This is a genomic window from Shewanella sp. CG12_big_fil_rev_8_21_14_0_65_47_15 (assembly GCF_002783505.1).
In the GTDB taxonomy this organism is placed as follows: Bacteria; Pseudomonadota; Gammaproteobacteria; order Enterobacterales; family Shewanellaceae; genus Shewanella.
Genome location: NZ_PFGL01000044.1, coordinates 87918 through 107866 on the forward strand (window position 1 = coordinate 87918; position 19949 = coordinate 107866).

The window sequence follows — 19949 nt, forward strand, 5'->3', positions numbered from 1 at the left end:
GTATGTCGATGCAAATTGAAATCAGATGCTTGATACATAGCGCCCGCAAGGATAGCGCGAAGCTAAGGACAAATCGGTGGGACTTATTCTGTTAATCAGCGTGTTTATCATGATCTTAAAAAATGCCTGAGCTAATTTGCCGCCCTAGGATGGGGGTGAGTATTATGATTTGCCTTATTATTGTTTTAAATTCAATTGATTAGATGGTTTTTATGCGTTTGGCACGATTGCTAATTAGTAAGCCGCGTCACGGATTTGTCATAAAAGCTCGCTAACTTGCACCCCCATAGCATTTTCACTGGAATTTGCCCCTTTAGGGCTTAACACAACAAGGTGTGTACTTTGGGAACCACTGCAAAATCATTACGCTTAGCCTGCGTCTACGGCTTAAGCCTGCTTATTATCTTTATTGTGCCGCTGTATCTCTGGCAGAGCAGCACGGCTAAACCCATTGCTGAGGTGGATTGGCTCGATGTTGCCACCGAAGGCGCCTTATTTGTGCTCGGCATGTGCTGGCTGATGGTGATAGTGTCGGTACGGCCTTCTGGTCGCGTTACCAATCTCTTAATTGCGGGTCTATCAAGCTATTGTTTAGGTTGCTATTTGGATCTGCTGGATGAGATATTTATTGTTAAAACCCTCCCTATATATAACTGGTTTGAAAAAATGCCCACGCCAGTCGGGTTGCTGGTGCTTACTGGCGGTTTATGGTTATGGCGAGATGAGCAAACCGTGGTCAATCGCCAGCTACAAACTCGGGAGCAATTTCACCGTGAGCATCAATTAACCGATAGTCTGACCTTGCTCAATGATGCCAAGGCCTTTGAGCATCACTTAGTAAAACAATTGTCACAAAATCAAACATTTGGTTTATTAATGCTTGATGTCGATAATTTTCATCAATATAACAAAATTAAAGGAGTAGAAGAGGGCGATAGGCTCTTATCTCAGTTGGCATTATGGCTAAGTTCAACCTTGCGAAATCAGGATTTGGTCTGCCGCTACGCTGGAGATCGCTTTGTTATCTTGCTTCGCGGGGCAATCCCGCCCTTAGTTAGCGTGATGGCAGAGCAGTTGCAGCAAGGGATTAAGGGGTTTAATTGTAGCGCGACAGTGGTGTGGACGCTGCCTTCACCCAAAGTGCTCCCTCAGCAGGAGAGCAAACTCACTGCCAAAGAAGAGGCCGCAGTATTACTGCAGTTATTGAATCAAAAAATATCACAGCAAAAAGAAAAACGAATGTCAATAACGGTCGCTCAGAACTCCTTTAATGCGCTGGATAAATCAGCCCTAAGCGAGCTTAACTAATGCGTGCGCTGGCCACTTGGCAGGATAAATGTATCGATAGCCAATTGCTGGTGGCAAGCCTTGTGGGACTCTTTAAACAACGGGAGCTTGATTGCGATAAGTTACTCCGGGGGACGGGCATTTTTGCGACGGATATTCGTAAACCCGATCACCTTATCAGCCCCAAACAGTTAGCTCGTCTTCTGGATAACGCATTAGCACAATGGCCAAGTAGTGACTTAAGTTTTTTACTGGGCCAGCTTTGGTTACCGTCCCAAAGTGGTGCACTTACGGCGGGTATGTTTTGCGCGCGGGATCTTAAGGCGCTTATTTATTTCTGGCATAAGTATCATTGGCTCACCCAGCCTTGGCTACAAACCTGGCGTTGGCAGGGGGAACATGAGTGGCATTTTCTGTTAAGCCTCGATTTAGGCATGCACAGACATAGGCAGTTTTTTATTGAGTTAAGTCTGTCGTCACTCGCGGCGTGTTGTAAACAATTGCTTGGACAAGCGTGGCGCGGCAGTATCAGTTTTCCCTATCCCGCGCCGGATAATTTGGCCCATTACTATAAATATTTCGGCACGGATTTAAGCTTTGATGCGCCGCTTTGCCGGATCTCTATGGCGAAAACCCTGTTGTGTCAGCCCTCGCTATTTGCACGCCAAAGTCTGCTTTATTCCCAATTTTATGATGTCGATATAGGTGGTTCTCAGTATCGGGGGGATATTCAGAAGCCTGCTGCTCAATCTTTTACGCATAATGAAAGCTGTCTTGACCACGATATTCAACAGCCGCATTCACCATTAAGGTCGCAACTCAATATGGCTAAGAGTGCTCGCCAAGCATTATTTGCGCAGGCGTTTCGACTTGGATTAACGGCGGGCATTCGCCTAAAACTGATGCGCAAAACATTGTCCCTACCCGAGATGGCGCAACTGCTTGAAGTCAGTCCTGCGACATTAAAACGCCGTCTCGGTGAGATGGGGTTAAGCTACGGGCAACTTGTCGATGAAACCCGTTTAATTCGGGCGCTGTATTTTCTGGCCGAACCTGAGCAGGATGCTAACAGTATCGCTACGTCTCTATCCTTTAGTGATGCCAGTAATTTTCGGCGTTCATTTAAGCGTTGGACGGGCCAACTGCCCACATATTTCCGCTATTGGTTAGCCTAGTTTGCCCCCTAAAGCGTGGTTTTTCACCAACGGATGAAAAACTCACTGTATTTATTTACTTTTTGAATCAGTATTCATTAATTTGCATAATCGTTAGCAAAATCTCCGGGGTTATATTTCTATTTATGCAAATGTTGGCATAAATATTCCAAAGATCCCTGGGCATTTGGGCTAGACTGTAAATGCATTCAGCTTTCACTTAAAATGGCCTTCATGCATTACTTACCAGCGATTTTAACGGATTGTGCTAATCCATCAACAGTATCACCGTCATGGCCCTGATTACCGCTTCGGTGAGCAAGTGACATTTCTCGATATCAAACAAACCTTTGGTTTTAGTCATGTGCGCGTGGGGCGCTGGGTGACGCGGGAAGAGTCCCGCATTGCGGCTAATTTAGTGTTTGATTCTTTGGCCGATCTCGCTTTTATCCTAAAACTGCCGCCGTTAACCTTAGGATTACGGCAAAGTTTAAGCCTTGCCTTTGGTCATGGCGGACAAAAGGGTGTGCAGGCCCATTATGCCCCAGTTTCGCGGGAATTAGCCTTAGCGAAAAATGCGGGAGCAGGCGCCTTAGCCCATGAGTTTTGGCATGCATTTGATCACTATGTCGCCGATAAAGCTTTTGAACCCTTAGGGATAGCGCTAGGGAAATAGTACCGAGTCTGCGACTTGCTGGCAGTAGGCTAACTGATGTCGAATGCTATCTAAATACTGTGAAGCTTCATAATCCATTAAAAACCAATAGCTTGGTTTTATCTCCGGCATGTGATTAAAAAATAAGGATTCGTAGTCGCTTAAGTCGGTCTCTTGAGCATAATGCAGCCAAGTGCTGGTGGGCGTTTGCGATAGGGCCACTAGCGCATTCAACTGCTCCTGCCTGACTTGGAGACTGGGTTTTGCATCCACAGGGTTTTGCCGCAGGATATCCAATAGGAGAAAGGGGTTATCATTGCCTATGGTGTGGGATGTCTGAACCTCTACTGGTAATAGGGTAAATTCATCCCAGGCTAATCGATGCGAAAACAGTGCTTTTGCCAGTCTTCTTTCCCCTAACCAGTTATGCACCATACAGGGTAGAGGGCGAGCAATCGCAAGTTCTTCCGGCCGCTGAAGGCTAGGGAGTAAGGACATGCGCTGTACTGTCACTGTATTGGCGAGTCGTACCATTAAGGCAATGGTGGTTAGCCCAGATGAGGGCCAACAACCAAGCAGTGGAGTAAGTTCCGTTGCCACTTGGGTTAAGGCTCTGGCGAGCAAAGGACCTTGTTCATGGCCATGTACCACAAAGGCATATTGGGAGTCGGCAAAGCCACCATTGGCAATATTGAACAGTTGGGAAGCGTGAGTCTGTGCTCTCTCCAAGTTAGCCTGTGCTTGCTGATATTGAGTCCCATTGAAGATAAATGTGGCACCTAGTGCGGCGGGCTGCCAAGCACCGGGTGCATTACCTATGATAGTGACTCGCTCAAAGCGAATTTGTGCCGCGAGTTCAGCCAGATCTATCCTAGGTTGTGGCTTAGATAAGTGGTTAAGCATGTGCGTATGGGACTGATGCTGTTGGATTTTTGGCATAAATTATCAAATATACTGTTGCTTAGGAGGCAACCTTAGGCATACAAAGTGGGCGCAGTGGCTGTGCGTGGTGTCCTATTGTAATAGATATCCCCTTGTTGCTAAAGGTGTTATATGTTCATCGCTTCCCATCATTGTTTTCTGTGAACTGCATTTTAATTGAAACATTATTCCCAAGATATCGTATTGATAACAATTCGCATTACCTTTACACTCAGCGAATTATAAAATTGCTGGGAAAATCACAGATGGCGAAGGTGAGTAATCGATTTTGGTTTATGTTGCACGGTTGGGTATCACTGCCTATCTGGTTACTATTCTGTTTTATCTGCTTAACGGGCACGGTTGCGGTATTAAGCCATGAGTTGACCTGGCTGACCAATCCAGCCGCCCGCGCGCTTAATCCGGACGAATTATCCGCAAAGCCCGTCGATGAATTAATGCTGGTGGTGAAAAAGGCTTATCCTAATGCCCAGGTGATGGGGGCGATGTCCTTTGAACCCTATCTGGTTAATGCGATTACCTTTACGGATGCGGATAAGCCCTATGCGATCGCCTATGTAAATCAATACACGGGGAAGATCCAGCAGATCAATGAAGGCCTCACTTTTATTGGCTTTATGCGTTCCCTACACGGTTGGTTATTATTCCCTTGGCAGAGTGGTTATAGCCTAGGTTATTACCTAGTGAGTGTGATGTCGCTATTGATGTTGGCCTCACTCGTGACGGGGCTAGTGGTTTATAAACGCTTCTGGCGCAGTTTTTTTGCCCCTAAACTGCGACTCACGCAGGGGAAAAAGACTTTACTCGCCGATTTACATAAATTGTCGGGTGTGTGGTCTATCTGGTTTATCGCTATTATGAGTGCGACGGGATTATGGTACTTAGTCCAAGCGATTTTTTGGCATGCCGATATTGATATCGAACCCCATGCACCTATGATTGCCGCCGAACAAGTTCCGCTGTTGCCGCAAGGTGCTACGCCATTGCCGAGTGCCAAAATCGCCTTTACCGAGGCACTAAGTTTAGCAAAGCAGCGCTTCCCCGATTTTCAACCCAGCTATGTGATGTTGCCTGAGCATCAACGGGATATGTACCATTTAAGCGGTAGCGGCGATCATATTTTTTACGACCAATATTCCTATAATCTCAGTATCAATCCGTGGACGGGGGAAATTGCCAGCGCTTCATCGCCCGAGACCATGACGGGGATGCAAACCTTAATGCACATTGCCGATCCGCTGCATTACGGCACCTTAGGCGGAATTTGGACTAAATTTATTTGGTTTTTCTTTGGGCTTGTCCTTTCTGGCATGTCGATTACCGGTTTTATGATGTGGGGATTACGCCATGTTCGCGCCTTTAAACAATCTGAAACCAAAGACTTAGCCGCAGATATGATAGGGGAGGTTCGCTAATGGCATCATCATCCGTGTTTTGGTTAAAACATAAGTACAAACTCAGTGGGTTGATTTTGCTCTTACCCTTAGTGTTTCTCTATCAATCGTTAAACCCGACATTTCCCCCCGCGTGGCCGAGCCAGCAGCTAGGTGAGTTTAAGATTGCACCTATGCCCTTAGATTTGAAGGCACCCTATAAGCACCATGATGATTATGTTAAAGATTTTATGTTGATTTTTGAACAGGGGAATGTGGCTCATATCCGTCAAGCTTATGCCAATATCGGCCCCGAGGCGTTGCCGCTCGAGAGGCTACAAGCGGGTGAAAATGGGGTGTTGCATGGCAGTAAACATGGCCAGCATGTGCATGCGATTACGGGCGCCAAGTTAGCGGTAACGGACAGTTTGTGGGTATCCATCCAAAATTGGCAGGGTGAATGGTTGGTCAGCCAATGGCCAGTGCCCGAGACTGTATTAGCACAATAATTTTTAAGTAATCGCTTAAGCAGCAAAATAACCCTCAAGAGTGAATAGTTGCTTGAGGATCATTTTTATGGGGATGTTGGCGTGATTATGCTGTCTATTCTATGCACGAGCACACTGATTGCGGACATATAGCATCATCCTTACACTGTCGATATTGCCTTGATTGTGAGCTTATTCTTCGGGATAAACCTTCTCTTTAAACTCGCATAAATCTTCAATAATACAGCTGCCACAGCGGGGTTTGCGGGCAAGGCAAGTATAACGACCATGCAGAATAAACCAGTGGTGCACATCGACTTTAAATTCGGCGGGTACCACTTTTAGCATACGATCTTCCACTTCGACCACGTTTTTGCCCGGGGCAAATTTAGTGCGATTGGCGAGGCGGAAAATATGAGTGTCGACGGCGATAGTGGGCCAGCCAAAGGCGGTATTGAGCACCACATTGGCGGTTTTACGGCCCACACCGGGAAGGGATTCGAGGGCTTCTCTGTCTTCTGGCACTTCACCGTTGTATTTTTCGATTAAGATCTCACAGGCTTTGATCACATTGATGGCCTTGTTGTTATACAGGCCAATCGTCTTGATGTATTCCTTTAAACCCTCGACACCTAGGGCATAGATACTGTGGGCCGTATTCGCGACGGGAAACAGTTTATCCGTCGCCTTATTCACGCTCACATCCGTGGCCTGGGCCGATAATGTTACCGCCACCAGCAATTCAAAGGGGCTGGAAAAATTCAGCTCGGTTTCGGGTTTGGGATTGTTTTCACGAAGTCGAGTGAGGATCTGGATGCGTTTTTCTTGGTTCATGGGATTCCTGCGCTGTGTGGGTTGTTACTTTTGCGGTTTAACTCCACTTTTTATATTGTGCTATGGGGCGCGAGTATTTAGCGCCCGTTTATCCGTTTGTTAACCGACCTTAGTGATCCGCGCCCGTGTCACGCTCGGCTGCACCGCCGCCTCAGGTTGACGTTCTTTCAGTTTTTTATCGATCACATTCTTAAGGGCGATGAATAAACCCATAATGATAAAGGCGCCCGGAGGTAACATGGCGAGCAGGAAGGGCGTATCGACTTGCCATACGTGCATGGTTAAAGACTTAGCCCAAGGGCCGAGTAGTTGATCGGCACCATCAAACAGTGTGCCTTGGCCAAGAATTTCCCGCGTTGCACCCAACAGGGCAAGCACTAAGCTAAACCCCAGCCCCATCATCAGGCCATCGAAGGCGGCGCTAAAGGGGTTATTACGGGAGGCAAAGGCTTCGGCTCGGCCGATGATAATGCAGTTGGTCACAATCAAAGGCAAAAAGATCCCTAGGGATAAATACAGGCCGTAGGCATAGGCATTGATCAGCAGTTGTACTGTGGTCACTAGGGCTGCAATGATCATCACAAACACCGGAATACGGATCTCCTTGGGCACATAATCACGCACCAGTGAAACCAAAATATTCGAGCCAACCAGCACTAGCATAGTGGCGACACCGAGTCCAATGGCGTTGGTGAGTGTGGCGGTGACGGCAAGTAACGGACATAAACCTAATAGCTGCACTAGGCCGGGGTTATTTTTCCACAGCCCTTGCCAAGCAATATCACGATAATTAGTCATGGTTGGCCTCACAATTTAGTGGCTGGCTGAAAATCTGCGTTTGATTTTGATTGAAGTACCATAGCGCACGTTTAACGGCTTTGACATAGGCGCGTGGGGTAATAGTAGCACCAGTAAATTGATCAAAGTCACCACCGTCTTTTTGCACTTGCCATTGCTTGTCATCTTCAGATTGAAGCACTTTACCGACAAACTGGGTTACCCAATCGGATTTGCGTAACTCGATTTTGTCACCCAGCCCAGGGGTCTCTTGATGGGAAAGCGTGCGCACGCCCAGCACTTCGCCTTGGGTATTAATACCCACAATCAGCTTGATATTGCCGTTATAGCCATCCGGTGCTATGGCTTCCATGGCGATAGCAACGGGCTTGCCGCTGTGGGTGGCAATATACGCAGGCATAGGTTCATCTGTGCCTAAGGCCTCTTTATCCTGTAGCAGAGTGCACTGCGCCGTCAGTTCATTATCGTGTATTGCATCGGGGATCAATTGATGCAGTACTCGCATTAATTCCTGCTGTTCTTGCTGTTTTATTTGGTCAAAGGTTTGTTGATTGACGACGGCGACGAGGCCGGTACAGATCAAGGCAAACAGTGCCAATAAAAAACCATTTTTAATCATTGGATTGTTCAATATTCTTTCCTCAAGCTTGCTTCTCTTGCCCGCAGAGTGACCCTTAACCGACAGAATGGCCATAGGTACGAGGCCGTACGTAATAGTCGATAAAAGGGGCGCACAGATTCCCCAGTAATACGGCAAAGGCGAAGGCGTCAGGGTAACCGCCCTGAGTGCGGATGATATAGACCAATACTCCAATCAAGGCGCCGAAAATAAGGCGTCCGCGTGGACTGGTGGCCGCGGTAACGGGATCGGTTGCAATAAAGAATGCCGCTAACATGGTTGCACCGGAAAACAGATGGAATAGGGGACTCGCTTGAGTGTCTGGGGACAGCAAAAAGCCAACACTCGATGCCACAAACAATCCGAACAATACGCCAGTGCTGATATGCCAGCGGATCGCTTTCAGTTTAAGCAACACTAGACCGCCGGCGAGATAGGTTAAATTTACCCAGAACCAACCCACGCCAGTACTGCCATCAAAAATGGCCTTGGCCATACTTTCAGTGCTCGTTAATCCCATGGATAAATCGGTTTTTAGGGTATCGAGTGGCGTTGCCATGCTGATGCCATCGATCCCTAAACGGAACTGTTCCATATTCACCGCGCCAACATTGAAGATCAGTTGTAGGCTTTCAAGCAGGCTGGGTGAATGCAGTGCTATGGTACTCGGTGCTATCCAAGTGGTCATTTGTACGGGAAAAGAGACTAACAACAGTACATACGCTGCCATGGCAGGGTTGAACAGGTTATGACCTAAACCGCCGTAGAGGTGTTTGACTATGATAATGGCAAAGGCTGTGCCCATCACTATCATCCACCAAGGTGCCAACGGTGGGATGGCGACACCAATTAACATCGCGGTCAGCATAGCGCTATTGTCGCTAAGGCTGGCTTTGATGCTGCGATGACGCAATTTCATCACCGCGGCCTCGCAACTTAGGGCCACAAGTATCGCCAGCAGCACTTGAACGAGTGTGCCCCAACCAAAAAAGGCACATTGCACCACAAGGCCGGGGAGTAAACATAACATCACCCTTTGCATAACCGTCGAGGTATGCAAATTACGGGTAACATGGGGTGATGAGGCTATTTTAAACGCCATTCTGATCCCTTTTATCTGATCTTGAGTCGCCAATCTTTAAGTTGCTGATTTTAAAATAAATTATGCTATTCATTTGAATCACTCGTCGCATCCGCTTCCCTTGCCACTTTTTTCGCCTTTGCCTTGGCAACGGCTGCCGCTATCCTAGCTTTTTTTAGCGCGTCTGCGTCCTCTGCCGGCAGTATTGCATTGACCTCTACCACAGTTTGAGTCGCAGTGACTGCCTCTACGGGCGTGTTATCGACTGTGCTATCCGTGTCTGTTACGGCAAGTGTTGAGTCCGCCTGCGCGGCTTTTTTCGCTTTTGCTCGGGCGACGGCGGCAGCGACTCTGGCTTTTTTATCATCCTCAGGACTCAGTGCAGCTGTGCTTGGTTCAGGCTCTGTGGCAGGTGTCTCCACAGTTTGAGCTGTAGTTGCTTTAGTCTCTGATGTTTGATCTTCGCTTAGGATATTACTCTGCTCGGCCGCTTTCTTGGCTTTAGCACGGGCAACAGCTGCGGCGACTTTGGCTTTTTTATCGTCCTCAGTGTTCGAGCCTACTACATTGGGTTCAGTGTGGCTTGCCTCAGTGTTGTTTGCATCCAAGGGGGGCGTTTCACTAGCGTTAGCATTCTGCTGTGCGGCTTTCTTTGCCTTAGCGCGGGCGATGGCTGCAGCAACGGCGGCTTTTTCCTTAGGCACTGCATCGGTTAGGGCTGCGGTTGCAGTTGCCGTGTCGCCCGATGCCTGCGCCGCGGCGGCTTTTTTCGCGGCGATACGAGCCATCGCCTCGGCGACGGCATTTTTATCTGTGCCCGTCATGGTGGCTTGTCGACGCTCGGCGGCTTCTTTGGCTTTCGCTTCGCGGGCGAGTTTTTCGTCCTCTAGGCGATGTAAGCGTGCTTCGAAGCGGTGTTTAGCCCGTTCAGCCTGTTGTTTCTCATCGGCGGCTTGTTTCAACGCGGATTTAGCGATGCGATAGTATTCCACCAAGGGAATATCACTCGGACACACATAGCTACAACAACCACATTCAATGCAATCCTTTAGGTTGTAACTGGCGGCTTTGTCATATTCCTCGGCTTTCGCATGCCAAAACAGTTGCTGGGGTAACAGCAGTGCAGGGCAAGCATTGGCGCATTCACCGCAGCGAATACAGGCCTTTTCTTCTGGCGTCGCGCCAATCTCTTGGCTACTCGGTACTAAAATGCAGTTCGTGCCCTTTAAAATCGGCACTTGGATGGTTGGCAGTGCATGGCCCATCATAGGCCCGCCAATAATGACTTTTTGCGCCGCTTCGGCCTTAAATCCGGTTTGGGCCAGAACATGCTCAACGGGCGTACCTATGGGCAGCCAATAATTACCGGGTTTACCGACATTTTGCCCTGTGACTGTGACGACTCGCTCTATAAGTGGCTTACCTTGGGTAACGGCCTGATGAATAGCAAAGGCGGTACCGACATTATGCACAACTATGCCAAGTTTGGCTGGAATGGCGCCCGAGGGGACTTCACGGCCGGTGATGATCTGAATCAGCTGTTTTTCACCGCCCGAGGGGTATTTAGTCGGAATAACCGTCACGCGCACTGTGCCTGCAGGGATTGGACTGTGTTTGACCGCCTCTTGCATGGCGCTAATCGCTTCGGGCTTATTATCTTCGATGGCGATAACGATGCGTTTTGGTATTAATAACCGATAAATAATACCAATACCCGCGAGGATATCTTGGCTGTATTCGCGCATTAATCTGTCATCGGCGCTGATATAGGGCTCGCACTCGACACCGTTGATGATCACTAAATCGATTTCACTGACGGGATTGAGTTTGATATGGCTCGGAAACGCGGCGCCGCCCATGCCCGCAATACCTGAGGCATGGATTTTCTCGATAATCTGTTGATCGTTAAGGCTTTCAAGCTCACTCTGGGCTAACTCGCACCAGGTATCTTTGCCATCGGCGGCGATCACACAGGTATTGACGGGCAGGGCCGAGGCATGATTACTGGCCCTTGGTTCAATCGCAATAATAGTGCCAGAGGTGGGCGCATGTACGGGCAAATGCCAAATAGACGTGCCTTGGGTTAATGGCATTCCCTTTCGCACTTTATCGCCAACGCTAACCGCAAGTGTACAATTTTCGCCGACCTGTGGCACAGGCACTAAATATTCCTGCGCTAAGGGTAACTGTCCTATCGGCGTCGTATTGGAGAGGAATTTGACTTCGGGTGGATGAATACCGCCGAGTGAGCGCCAAAGGGTTCCTTTATCGAGTTGATCTAATAAAGTTAGCACCGCTTATCCTCTCTTTTCTTCGTGCTGGCTCTCTTGGATAAGAGTCACGGGAATCGTATTTAAACGCCAGTTCCAATTTTTAAGATTCTGAGTCACAGGGATCATATCAATACAGTCGACGGGGCAGGGTTCAACGCAGAGATCACAACCTGTGCAATCAGTGGTCAGCACTGTATGCATCAATTTGCCCGCACCTATGATGGCATCCACGGGGCAAGCCTGAATACATTTAGTGCAGCCAATACACTCATCTTCGCGGATGTAGGCGACTTTTTTAACCTGAGATTGCGCCTCGGCATTGAGCGGCTCGGGATCGACGCCCATCAGGCTAGCCAGCTTTTCCATGGTGGCAGTGCCACCCGGAGGGCATTTATTGATGTTATCGCCATTGGCAATGGCTTCAGCGTAGGGGCGACAGCCGGGGTAACCACATTGGCCGCATTGGGTCTGTGGCAAAATGGCTTCTAGCTCATCGACAATGGGATTACCTTCAACCTTAAATTTAAGGGCGGCAAAACCGAGTAACACCCCAAAGACCAAGGCCAGTAGGGTCAACAATATGACTGCAATTACAATGGTGGACATCTTACTTAACCAATCCTGTAAATCCCATAAAGGCCAGCGACATCAGGCCCGCGGTGATCATGGCAATGGCGCCGCCCTTAAAGGGTAAGGGCACATCCGCGGCGGCTAAGCGTTCACGCATAGCCGAGAAGAGAATTAACACTAAAGAGAAGCCAACCGCCGCACCAAAACCGTAGATAGCCGATTGAATAAAATCGTGTTTTTCGTTCACGTTAAGCAGGGCTACACCCAATACCGCACAGTTTGTGGTGATTAGTGGCAAATAAATACCGAGTGCACGGTGCAGGGTTGCACTGGTTTTTTGTACGACCATTTCAGTAAATTGCACGACAACGGCAATCACTAAAATAAAACTCATCGTACGTAAATAGCTCAGATCAAAGGGGAGTAATAGGTATTGATTCACGAGATAGCTGAGTATCGAGGCTAAGGTCAACACAAACGTGGTGGCCATAGACATACCAATCGCGGACTCCAATTTACTGGAGACCCCCATGAAAGGACATAAACCTAAGAATTTCACTAAAACGAAATTGTTGACCAGTACAGTGCTGATCAACAACAGGAGATATTCACTCATCTCAATACTTGTCTAAACGGATCTTGGCCGTATTATCGACTTTTCCGTTTGTATAAACAACATATAGAATGCAGGGTTAACCATCTTTACTGTAAATATTGGCGATGAATTAACCGAGTGTACAATTAAACTTGGTCGCTAATAGTTAATGCCTGGGGCTGGGCAATATAATAGCCCTGCAGGCCATCGACTAAGAGTTTTTCGAGGGTTAATTTTTCCTCCTGCCGCTCGACACTGGTCGCTATGACGCGAATACCAATACGCCTTGCGACATCTACCATCATACGAACGAAAAATTTATTATTGCTATCTTCATCAATGGCGGTGGAATAACTACCATCGAGCTTAATGTAGTCAGGGCGCACCTCGTTGAAGAATTTGAAGGAGGTAAAGCTCATCCCAAAACGTTCGATGGAGACCCTAGCGCCTACACTGTGCACTTCCCGGACAAACTTGAAACTGGCACCTAAATTTGCCTGCATACCCGCCTCGTTGATCTCAAATACCAAACGTGAAGCGATAGATTTATGTTTGCCTAAAATATCTTTTAGCCAGCCAACAAAGAGTTCTTGGTGGGCTGAAAACGCACTCATGTTGATGCCAAAATTACCGCTGAAGGTGGGGTTTTCCTTAAGCATTTTTAATGTGCTGATCACTACTAATTTATCTAATTCCGTACTTAACCCGTGGCGTTCGGCCATAGCAATCACTGTGGTGGTCGGTAAAAATTTGCCCTCACTATTATAGAAACGGGCCAACAGTTCGCGATATACCTCAACATCGTTGCGGCAGGGCTGGATCGGTTGTTGGTAGAATTTCAAGGCTTGGCGAGTGATGAGATCAAGGATTGCCAGTTTCCAACGATCATCGCCAAAATGTTCATCACCATTGAGTTTTTCTTGAATGTGGTAACTATTTGGCCCCAAGGTTTGGGCAATACTCACCGCAGTATCGGCAAGGGTGAGTAGGGTAACGGGATTAGCCCCTTGCTGATAGGGAACTAAACCTGTGTGCGCTGTGGACTCAGTCTTGATTATCTGTTGGTATTCATCGAGAAAAATTTTGAGTTGTTCTAAAAATTTAGACCCATCCTTAATCACAACATCGGGAATGAATACGGCAAAATCGGCGCTAGAAACGCGGAAACATTCGGCATTTGGGTATTTCGAACAGGCCTTACGAATACAATTGGCCACGTTAGATAAATAATCATCCCCTGCGGTGCGCCCCTGCAACTGATTGACATGGGCGAGTTCTGTGGCCTTTACCATCGCCAGCAGACCCAATTGGGGGACGTTGGGCTGACTAATGTTCTCTAATTTACTGGTGAAACGCGGGCGACTACCAAAACCGGTAATAGGATCCTGATAGGCGGCCCGATGCAATTTTTCGTTTTCCTGGGTGAGTTTATCTAATTGCGTTTTAAGTTGAGTGCGACACTCTTCTAACGCCAGCTTTATCGGGCTCATCTCACCAGAGAGTTTGGATGTGGCAATGGCGGAAAAACTCATGTCAGGAAGATGGGAAATATACTGGGCGGCATAACCAATGGTGGCTTTCATCCTCGCCATTAATGCCACAAAGATGCCGAGCAAAATCAAATAAGCGACTAGCAGCATTAGCCCCAATTTCTCTGTATTATTAATGGCCTCTTCAATGGCTTGATTGGCGCTGAGTTTGATCTGTAGACGACCCGTCGCAATTTTTTGGGTATGGGCTAAGTTAAGGGGGAATAAGCCCGCAAGTGGATGGTCATCCTTCGCCGTGAGGCTGCCCTCGGTATGATTAAGCTCGCCATCGGTATCATCCACATATTGAAAAAATTGGAACCGATAGTCACTCGATAGCAGTTGATACAGCTCTGCGCCACTGCCTTGCCATTGGGCAAAACCGCCAAGGTGTTTTTTGAAGCCATCGAGTTCTTGCTGTTGCTGGATTTGCAATTGGCTATTCTGGCTCTGATAAAACCAACCCAATAGCGCCAAAAAGATCAGTAATAAAAAGACGGGATATGATTTTGACATGGCCATAAAAAATCCGCTCTCAACTTATGGGAGTATAAAGACAGCAAAGCCCATGCAATGTAACTAGGCTATCTTTGCAATAGGCTATCTGTGTGATGATACTCAGAATTTTGGTTAATAAATTGATCACAGTGTAACTGTATTTGATTTAAAACAGAAATTAAAAAGAGAATGCCAAATGGTCAAAAACGGAGTGGAGTAGGAGATTATGCGAAAGATTGGCTCCCCTGACTGGACTTGAACCAGTGACATACGGATTAACAGTCCGCCGTTCTACCGACTGAACTACAGGGGAGTAGAGGGTGCGATATGATTATCGACTTTTAAACACATGCTTGACTTAAAATGGCTCCCCTGACTGGACTTGAACCAGTGACATACGGATTAACAGTCCGCCGTTCTACCGACTGAACTACAGGGGAGTAGAGGGTGCGATATCGCTATCGACTTTAATAACACATGATTGCTTTAAAGTGGCTCCCCTGACTGGACTTGAACCAGTGACATACGGATTAACAGTCCGCCGTTCTACCGACTGAACTACAGGGGAATCATTTTAACGCGGCAGTGAAATAGTAAGTGGCTCCCCTGACTGGACTTGAACCAGTGACATACGGATTAACAGTCCGCCGTTCTACCGACTGAACTACAGGGGAATCGTTGTTACTCTTACTGCTTGTTCCTACGCATTGATACACTCGCTGAAAATGGCTCCCCTGACTGGACTTGAACCAGTGACATACGGATTAACAGTCCGCCGTTCTACCGACTGAACTACAGGGGAATCGTTTCACACAGTCGTATCGACTCGTTGAGAACGGAGCGCATAGTAAAACGCTCTGTGGGATGAGTCAACTCGAGTTACTAAAAAAAGTGTAATTATGCTGTTAAGTGCTCATCTAATGTGCATCGTGGTGTAGAAATCATCATATTGATGAAGAAATAACTTAACTTTTCGCAAGATAGCGTTTCTTGCTGGGATTATTTGCTGGGTTTGAGGAGGGGTAAAAACAGAGCGGCCTTCGCTCGGCTAGAACCCTGCACTGCAAGAGTCGAGAATAGGTTCTTGGTTCTAGCAGAGAGTGAAACGGTTCCTCCTTTTTATACAACCCTTAAACAAGGAGGCTGTGTCGTTAGTGCATCACTGTGATCGTTATAGCATTTAGGATCTCGCACTCTAATTAGGAGCTAGCACTCTTACAAGGCGCAGCCCATCCTAACGAGCCCTCGTGAACTACACTGTTTTTGATCTAAGGGCTATGGAGACAAGTAGCAACATTTATCAAATGTAATTAAATTACCAAATGTTGTTTTGGTGTTATTTAGGGAGAGGGTAGTGCTCTATCCCGCATGGATCCTAGGTTATTTTGACTTATCAACAAAATCTGTGGATAACCCTGTGGGTTGTGCTTTAAAACAGGCGTCAAAGCCTTGCAGTATGGGCGATGGACTTAAATTGCACTATTTTGGCGACAAAAAAATAAACTCAATAAATCCAATGTTATACCAAATGCAACCGCTATTTTATTTGGTCTTCCGTCAGGTTGCAATTTTGTAATAGAGTAAAAGCCCACTCTTGTGTATTAAATTGCCATTTCCATTGCGTTTTAGGGTGTTTTTTAGCCAATTTCGGCCTCAAAAAGGTGTGGTCAAAAAATTTCATTTTTCAGCCATAAAATTGTCATCTTGTGACGGTATCGGGAGCCGGTATTGGTATATTGCGCCGATAACTGCTGGAGCTTAACGGGCGACTTGATTAGAATGGGGACGACTAACCACAAGGATATGTACGAGTGTCAGAATCTGTTTTTCAGCTTGAATCACAATTTGCCCCTGCGGGTGATCAGCCCACAGCTATCGCGAAATTAATCGATGGTCTAGAGTCAGGACTCGCCTGCCAAACCTTGCTCGGGGTCACGGGGTCGGGTAAAACCTTCACCATTGCGAATGTGATTGCCAAATTGGGGCGGCCAACCATTATCATGGCGCCGAATAAAACCCTTGCAGCACAGCTTTATGGCGAGATGAAGGAATTCTTCCCCCATAATGCGGTGGAGTACTTTGTCTCTTACTACGACTATTACCAGCCTGAAGCCTATGTACCCGCTTCTAATACCTTTATTGAAAAAGATGCCTCTGTGAATGCCCATATTGAGCAGATGCGGCTCTCGGCAACTAAGGCACTGCTAGAACGTAAAGATGTGGTACTGATCGCTTCTGTCTCGGCCATCTACGGTTTGGGTGATCCCGATTCTTACCTCAAAATGCTCCTGCATCTGCGCCAAGGCGATACCATGGGGCAGCGGGATATTCTGAAGCGGTTGAGTGAACTGCAATATACGCGCAACGATATTGAATTGCAGCGCGGTACTTTCCGTGTCCGTGGTGAAGTGATTGATATTTTCCCAGCAGACTCCGATCGCTATGCTATTCGCGTCGAGTTATTTGACGAGGAAATCGAGCGTTTAAGTGAATTTGATCCCCTGACGGGGCAGATCATCAAACGCATTGCCCGCACGACGGTTTATCCTAAGACTCACTATGTGACCCCGCGGGAGAAAATCATCGCCGCCACTGAGTTCATTAAAGAAGAACTGCGCGAGCGTAAACAGTATCTACTCGATAACAATAAGTTAATTGAAGCGCAGCGGATCCATGAACGGGTGCAATATGATGTGGAGATGATGGTCGAGCTGGGTTATTGTTCCGGCATCGAAAACTACTCCCGTTATCTGTCGGGCCGTGCCCCGGGCGAAGGGCCGCCAACACTACTGGATTATTTGCCCGCCGATGGTTTACTGATCATCGATGAATCCCACGTCACAGTGCCGCAAATCGGCGCTATGTATAAAGGCGACCGTTCCCGTAAAACCACGCTCGTGGAATACGGTTTCCGCTTACCGTCGGCGCTGGATAATCGGCCACTGAAGTTTGAAGAGTTTGAGCAGTTGATGCCGCAGACCATCTATGTGTCTGCCACCCCTAATCCCTACGAGCTTGAAAAGAGCGGCGGCGAGATTGTTGAGCAAGTCGTTCGGCCGACAGGTCTGTTAGATCCCGAATTGGAAGTGAGGCCCGTTGGCATACAAGTCGATGATTTATTATCGGAGGTCGCTAAACGTGTCGCCGTCAATGAGCGGGTATTAGTCACGACGTTAACCAAACGAATGTCGGAGGATTTGACCGAATATCTAGACGAGCACGGGGTAAAAGTACGTTATTTGCACTCGGATATCGATACGGTCGAGCGGGTCGAGATCATCCGCGATCTGCGTTTAGGTAAGTTCGATGTGCTGGTTGGAATTAACCTGCTGCGTGAGGGCTTAGACATGCCAGAGGTCTCCTTAGTGTGTATTTTGGATGCCGATAAGGAAGGTTTCCTGCGCTCCGAGCGTTCGCTCATTCAGACCATTGGCCGCGCCGCTCGAAATGTGAATGGCAAAGTGATCCTCTATGCGGATCGCATCACTAATTCTATGGCAAAGGCGATGGGTGAAACGGAACGTCGCCGTGAAAGGCAGCGTGCCCATAACTTGAAACACGGCATTGTGCCTAAAGGTGTGGTGAAACGGATCACCGATGTGATGGATGTCGACGATGGTCGTGATAGTAATACGGTTTATGGCAAAGTGGCTGAGCCTAAGTCTCATTACCATAGAGCCGATGCGGCTGAGTTGAGCCATCAAATCGATCAGCTTGAGAAGAAGATGCATGAACATGCGCGCAACTTAGAGTTTGAACAAGCGGCGGCAATGCGTGATGAAGTCAAGCACCTGCGGGAGCTGTTGATCAAAGCCTAGATTGATTCTTGTGCTCAGCATTAAAAAAGCCGTCCAGCAATCTTGCTGCGACGGCTTTTTTAATATTTTGACTTGGGTTAAGCAGAGATTTTTGATGGGCTCATTTTTAGCTTGATAAACATCACTAAAGCGCAAATCAGTCCGCAGAGTAAGCCGACCAGATGCGCCTCGGTTGCTACGCGCGCACCTATCATGGCGGTGACATCACTGCTGGCACCATAAAGCTGTTCGTAACCGACCTTGATGATAACGCCAACGAGCAGCAGATAGCCTGAGCGCAGCTTACGAACAATATCCTGCACTGCGCCGTAGGCGAACAAGCCATGCAACATACCGCTTAAGCCGACATAGCCGAGCAATTGCGGATAGCTTAAATACAAGCCTATACCCTCAAGCAAACATAACACGAAAAATAGTGCACTTAAGCCTTTGAGATGATAATGAAAATGGTGCAAAAATAGCACCACCCACAGTCCTGCAAGGTTCATCAAGAGGTGCCAATGGTTGGTATGCAGTAGGTTCCCGGTAACGAGTCGCCACCATTGACCATCTGCAATGGCACTGCGTCGATAGGGCAATAGTTCATCGATAGAAGGCGTAGCCAGCCCTGCGAAGTACAAGCCTCCACAGAGCAAACTGACGACCAATGCTACCCAGTAGGGGCCAAGTTTCACGCTTGTGGCTCGGCTTTTTCACTGGCTTGCGCAAGCGAAGCCATAACCGCCGCTTTATTCTGTAGATAGTCATCTAATCCACGTTTGCGAAGATGACAGGCAGGGCAATCGCCGCAACCATCGCCAATCACGCCGTTATAGCAGGTGAGGGTATGATGACGCACGAGATCGAGCTGTTGATATTTATCCGCCAGTGCCCAGGTTTGTGCCTTATTAAGCCACATCAGTGGGGTAACTATCTGGAGTTTTTTGTCCATCCCTTGTACTAGGGCCGATTCCATGGCTTTGACAAAATCGTTGCGACAGTCTGGATAGCCAGAAAAGTCGGTTTCGCACACGCCAGTGATAATGGCATCCGCACCTAACTGATAGGCATAAATGCCTGCTAGGGTTAAAAACAGAATATTACGCCCGGGCACAAAAGTATTAGGCAGGCCATTTTCCATTAATTCGTGTGAAACGGGGATCGCATCGCGGGTGAGGGCAGATATAGCTAACTCATTGAGTAAACTCACATCCATCACTTTATGGCTGGTGATGTTTAGACGTTTTGCGAGGGATTTTGCGACTTCAATCTCTTCGCGATGACGTTGACCATAGTCGAAGGTGATCCCGTGGACTTCATCGTACTGGGTGAGGGCCTGAATAAGACAAGTGGTTGAATCTTGTCCACCACTGAAGACTACGACAGCCTTTGAAACCCTAGCTGTTGACCCTAACGCGTTTGCGCCTAATTTGTTTGCCATAAACCGATCACCGTT

General features: G+C 47.7%; 16 protein-coding genes, 5 tRNA genes and 1 pseudogene. 6 read left to right on the forward strand and 16 right to left on the reverse strand.

What is annotated here, in order from left to right; translation table 11 throughout:
- The first annotated feature begins 342 nt into the window (after nt 1–342).
- From COW15_RS11815 to COW15_RS11825, 3 genes and pseudogenes are all read left to right on the forward strand, one after another.
- Complete coding sequence (locus COW15_RS11815; protein ID WP_363700256.1) at nt 343–1308, forward strand: GGDEF domain-containing protein; 966 nt, start codon at nt 343–345, stop codon at nt 1306–1308.
- Nucleotides 1308–2462 (forward strand): AraC family transcriptional regulator, encoded by a 1155-nt coding sequence (locus COW15_RS11820; RefSeq protein ID WP_293632760.1) that lies wholly within the window; start codon nt 1308–1310, stop codon nt 2460–2462. Before COW15_RS11815 ends, COW15_RS11820 begins: the two co-directional genes overlap by 1 nt.
- Nucleotides 2463–2706: 244 nt before the next feature.
- Nucleotides 2707–3090 (forward strand): annotated as a pseudogene (locus COW15_RS11825) (hypothetical protein); the annotation flags it as partial.
- A gap of 15 nt (nt 3091–3105) precedes the next feature.
- On the opposite strand, the gene COW15_RS11830 reads toward COW15_RS11825, so the two are convergent.
- Nucleotides 3106–4035: a hypothetical protein gene (locus COW15_RS11830; RefSeq protein WP_293632761.1), complete on the reverse strand. Its 930-nt coding sequence runs from the start codon at nt 4033–4035 to the stop codon at nt 3106–3108.
- Nucleotides 4036–4283: 248 nt separating this feature from the next.
- On the opposite strand from COW15_RS11830, the gene COW15_RS11835 reads away from it, so the two are divergent.
- Entirely contained in the window at nt 4284–5453 is a 1170-nt protein-coding gene (locus COW15_RS11835; protein WP_293632762.1) for a PepSY-associated TM helix domain-containing protein, read from the forward strand.
- A complete protein-coding gene (locus COW15_RS11840) occupies nt 5453–5920 on the forward strand; it encodes a hypothetical protein (protein WP_293632763.1) in 468 nt (155 codons plus the stop codon). Before COW15_RS11835 ends, COW15_RS11840 begins: the two co-directional genes overlap by 1 nt.
- 171 nt (nt 5921–6091) lie before the next feature.
- On the opposite strand, the gene nth is transcribed toward COW15_RS11840, so the two are convergent.
- From nth to COW15_RS11905, 13 genes are all read right to left on the reverse strand, one after another.
- Nucleotides 6092–6733, reverse strand: a complete 642-nt coding sequence (gene nth / locus COW15_RS11845; protein ID WP_293632764.1) for an endonuclease III — start codon at nt 6731–6733, stop codon at nt 6092–6094.
- A gap of 99 nt (nt 6734–6832) precedes the next feature.
- Nucleotides 6833–7531, reverse strand: a complete 699-nt coding sequence (locus tag COW15_RS11850; protein ID WP_293632765.1) for an electron transport complex subunit E — start codon at nt 7529–7531, stop codon at nt 6833–6835.
- Nucleotides 7524–8162 (reverse strand): electron transport complex subunit RsxG, encoded by a 639-nt coding sequence (gene rsxG / locus COW15_RS11855; protein ID WP_293632766.1) that lies wholly within the window; start codon nt 8160–8162, stop codon nt 7524–7526. The genes COW15_RS11850 and rsxG overlap by 8 nt, the downstream gene beginning before the upstream one ends.
- A gap of 43 nt (nt 8163–8205) precedes the next feature.
- Nucleotides 8206–9252: an electron transport complex subunit RsxD gene (rsxD, locus tag COW15_RS11860; RefSeq protein WP_293632767.1), complete on the reverse strand. Its 1047-nt coding sequence runs from the start codon at nt 9250–9252 to the stop codon at nt 8206–8208.
- 65 nt (nt 9253–9317) lie between these two features.
- The gene (rsxC, locus tag COW15_RS11865) at nt 9318–11525 is read right to left on the reverse strand and encodes an electron transport complex subunit RsxC (RefSeq protein WP_293632768.1); all 2208 of its coding nucleotides are present in this window, start codon (nt 11523–11525) and stop codon (nt 9318–9320) included.
- A 3-nt stretch (nt 11526–11528) separates the two neighbouring features.
- Nucleotides 11529–12110 (reverse strand): electron transport complex subunit RsxB, encoded by a 582-nt coding sequence (gene rsxB / locus COW15_RS11870; RefSeq protein WP_293632769.1) that lies wholly within the window; start codon nt 12108–12110, stop codon nt 11529–11531.
- 1 nt (nt 12111) lies between these two features.
- Complete coding sequence (gene rsxA / locus COW15_RS11875) at nt 12112–12690, reverse strand: electron transport complex subunit RsxA (protein ID WP_037458575.1); 579 nt, start codon at nt 12688–12690, stop codon at nt 12112–12114.
- Between the two features lie 125 nt (nt 12691–12815).
- Nucleotides 12816–14720, reverse strand: a complete 1905-nt coding sequence (locus COW15_RS11880; protein WP_293632770.1) for a GGDEF domain-containing protein — start codon at nt 14718–14720, stop codon at nt 12816–12818.
- A gap of 213 nt (nt 14721–14933) precedes the next feature.
- Nucleotides 14934–15009: transfer RNA gene (locus tag COW15_RS11885), tRNA-Asn, on the reverse strand.
- Between the two features lie 51 nt (nt 15010–15060).
- Nucleotides 15061–15136 (reverse strand) — tRNA-Asn (locus COW15_RS11890).
- Between the two features lie 52 nt (nt 15137–15188).
- A tRNA-Asn gene (locus COW15_RS11895) sits at nt 15189–15264 on the reverse strand.
- Nucleotides 15265–15294: 30 nt separating this feature from the next.
- Nucleotides 15295–15370 (reverse strand) — tRNA-Asn (locus tag COW15_RS11900).
- 52 nt (nt 15371–15422) lie between these two features.
- Nucleotides 15423–15498 (reverse strand) — tRNA-Asn (locus COW15_RS11905).
- Between the two features lie 1009 nt (nt 15499–16507).
- Between COW15_RS11905 and uvrB the strand changes: the two genes are divergently transcribed.
- Nucleotides 16508–18514, forward strand: coding sequence for an excinuclease ABC subunit UvrB (uvrB, locus tag COW15_RS11910; RefSeq protein WP_293632771.1), 2007 nt, complete (start codon nt 16508–16510; stop codon nt 18512–18514).
- Between the two features lie 77 nt (nt 18515–18591).
- Here the strand turns inward: uvrB and rrtA are convergent, their stop codons facing one another.
- Together rrtA and queC are read right to left on the reverse strand one after the other, a co-directional pair.
- Entirely contained in the window at nt 18592–19188 is a 597-nt protein-coding gene (gene rrtA / locus COW15_RS11915) for a rhombosortase (RefSeq protein WP_293632772.1), read from the reverse strand.
- Complete coding sequence (gene queC / locus COW15_RS11920) at nt 19185–19934, reverse strand: 7-cyano-7-deazaguanine synthase QueC (RefSeq protein ID WP_293632773.1); 750 nt, start codon at nt 19932–19934, stop codon at nt 19185–19187. Before queC ends, rrtA begins: the two co-directional genes overlap by 4 nt.
- Nucleotides 19935–19949: the final 15 nt, after the last annotated feature.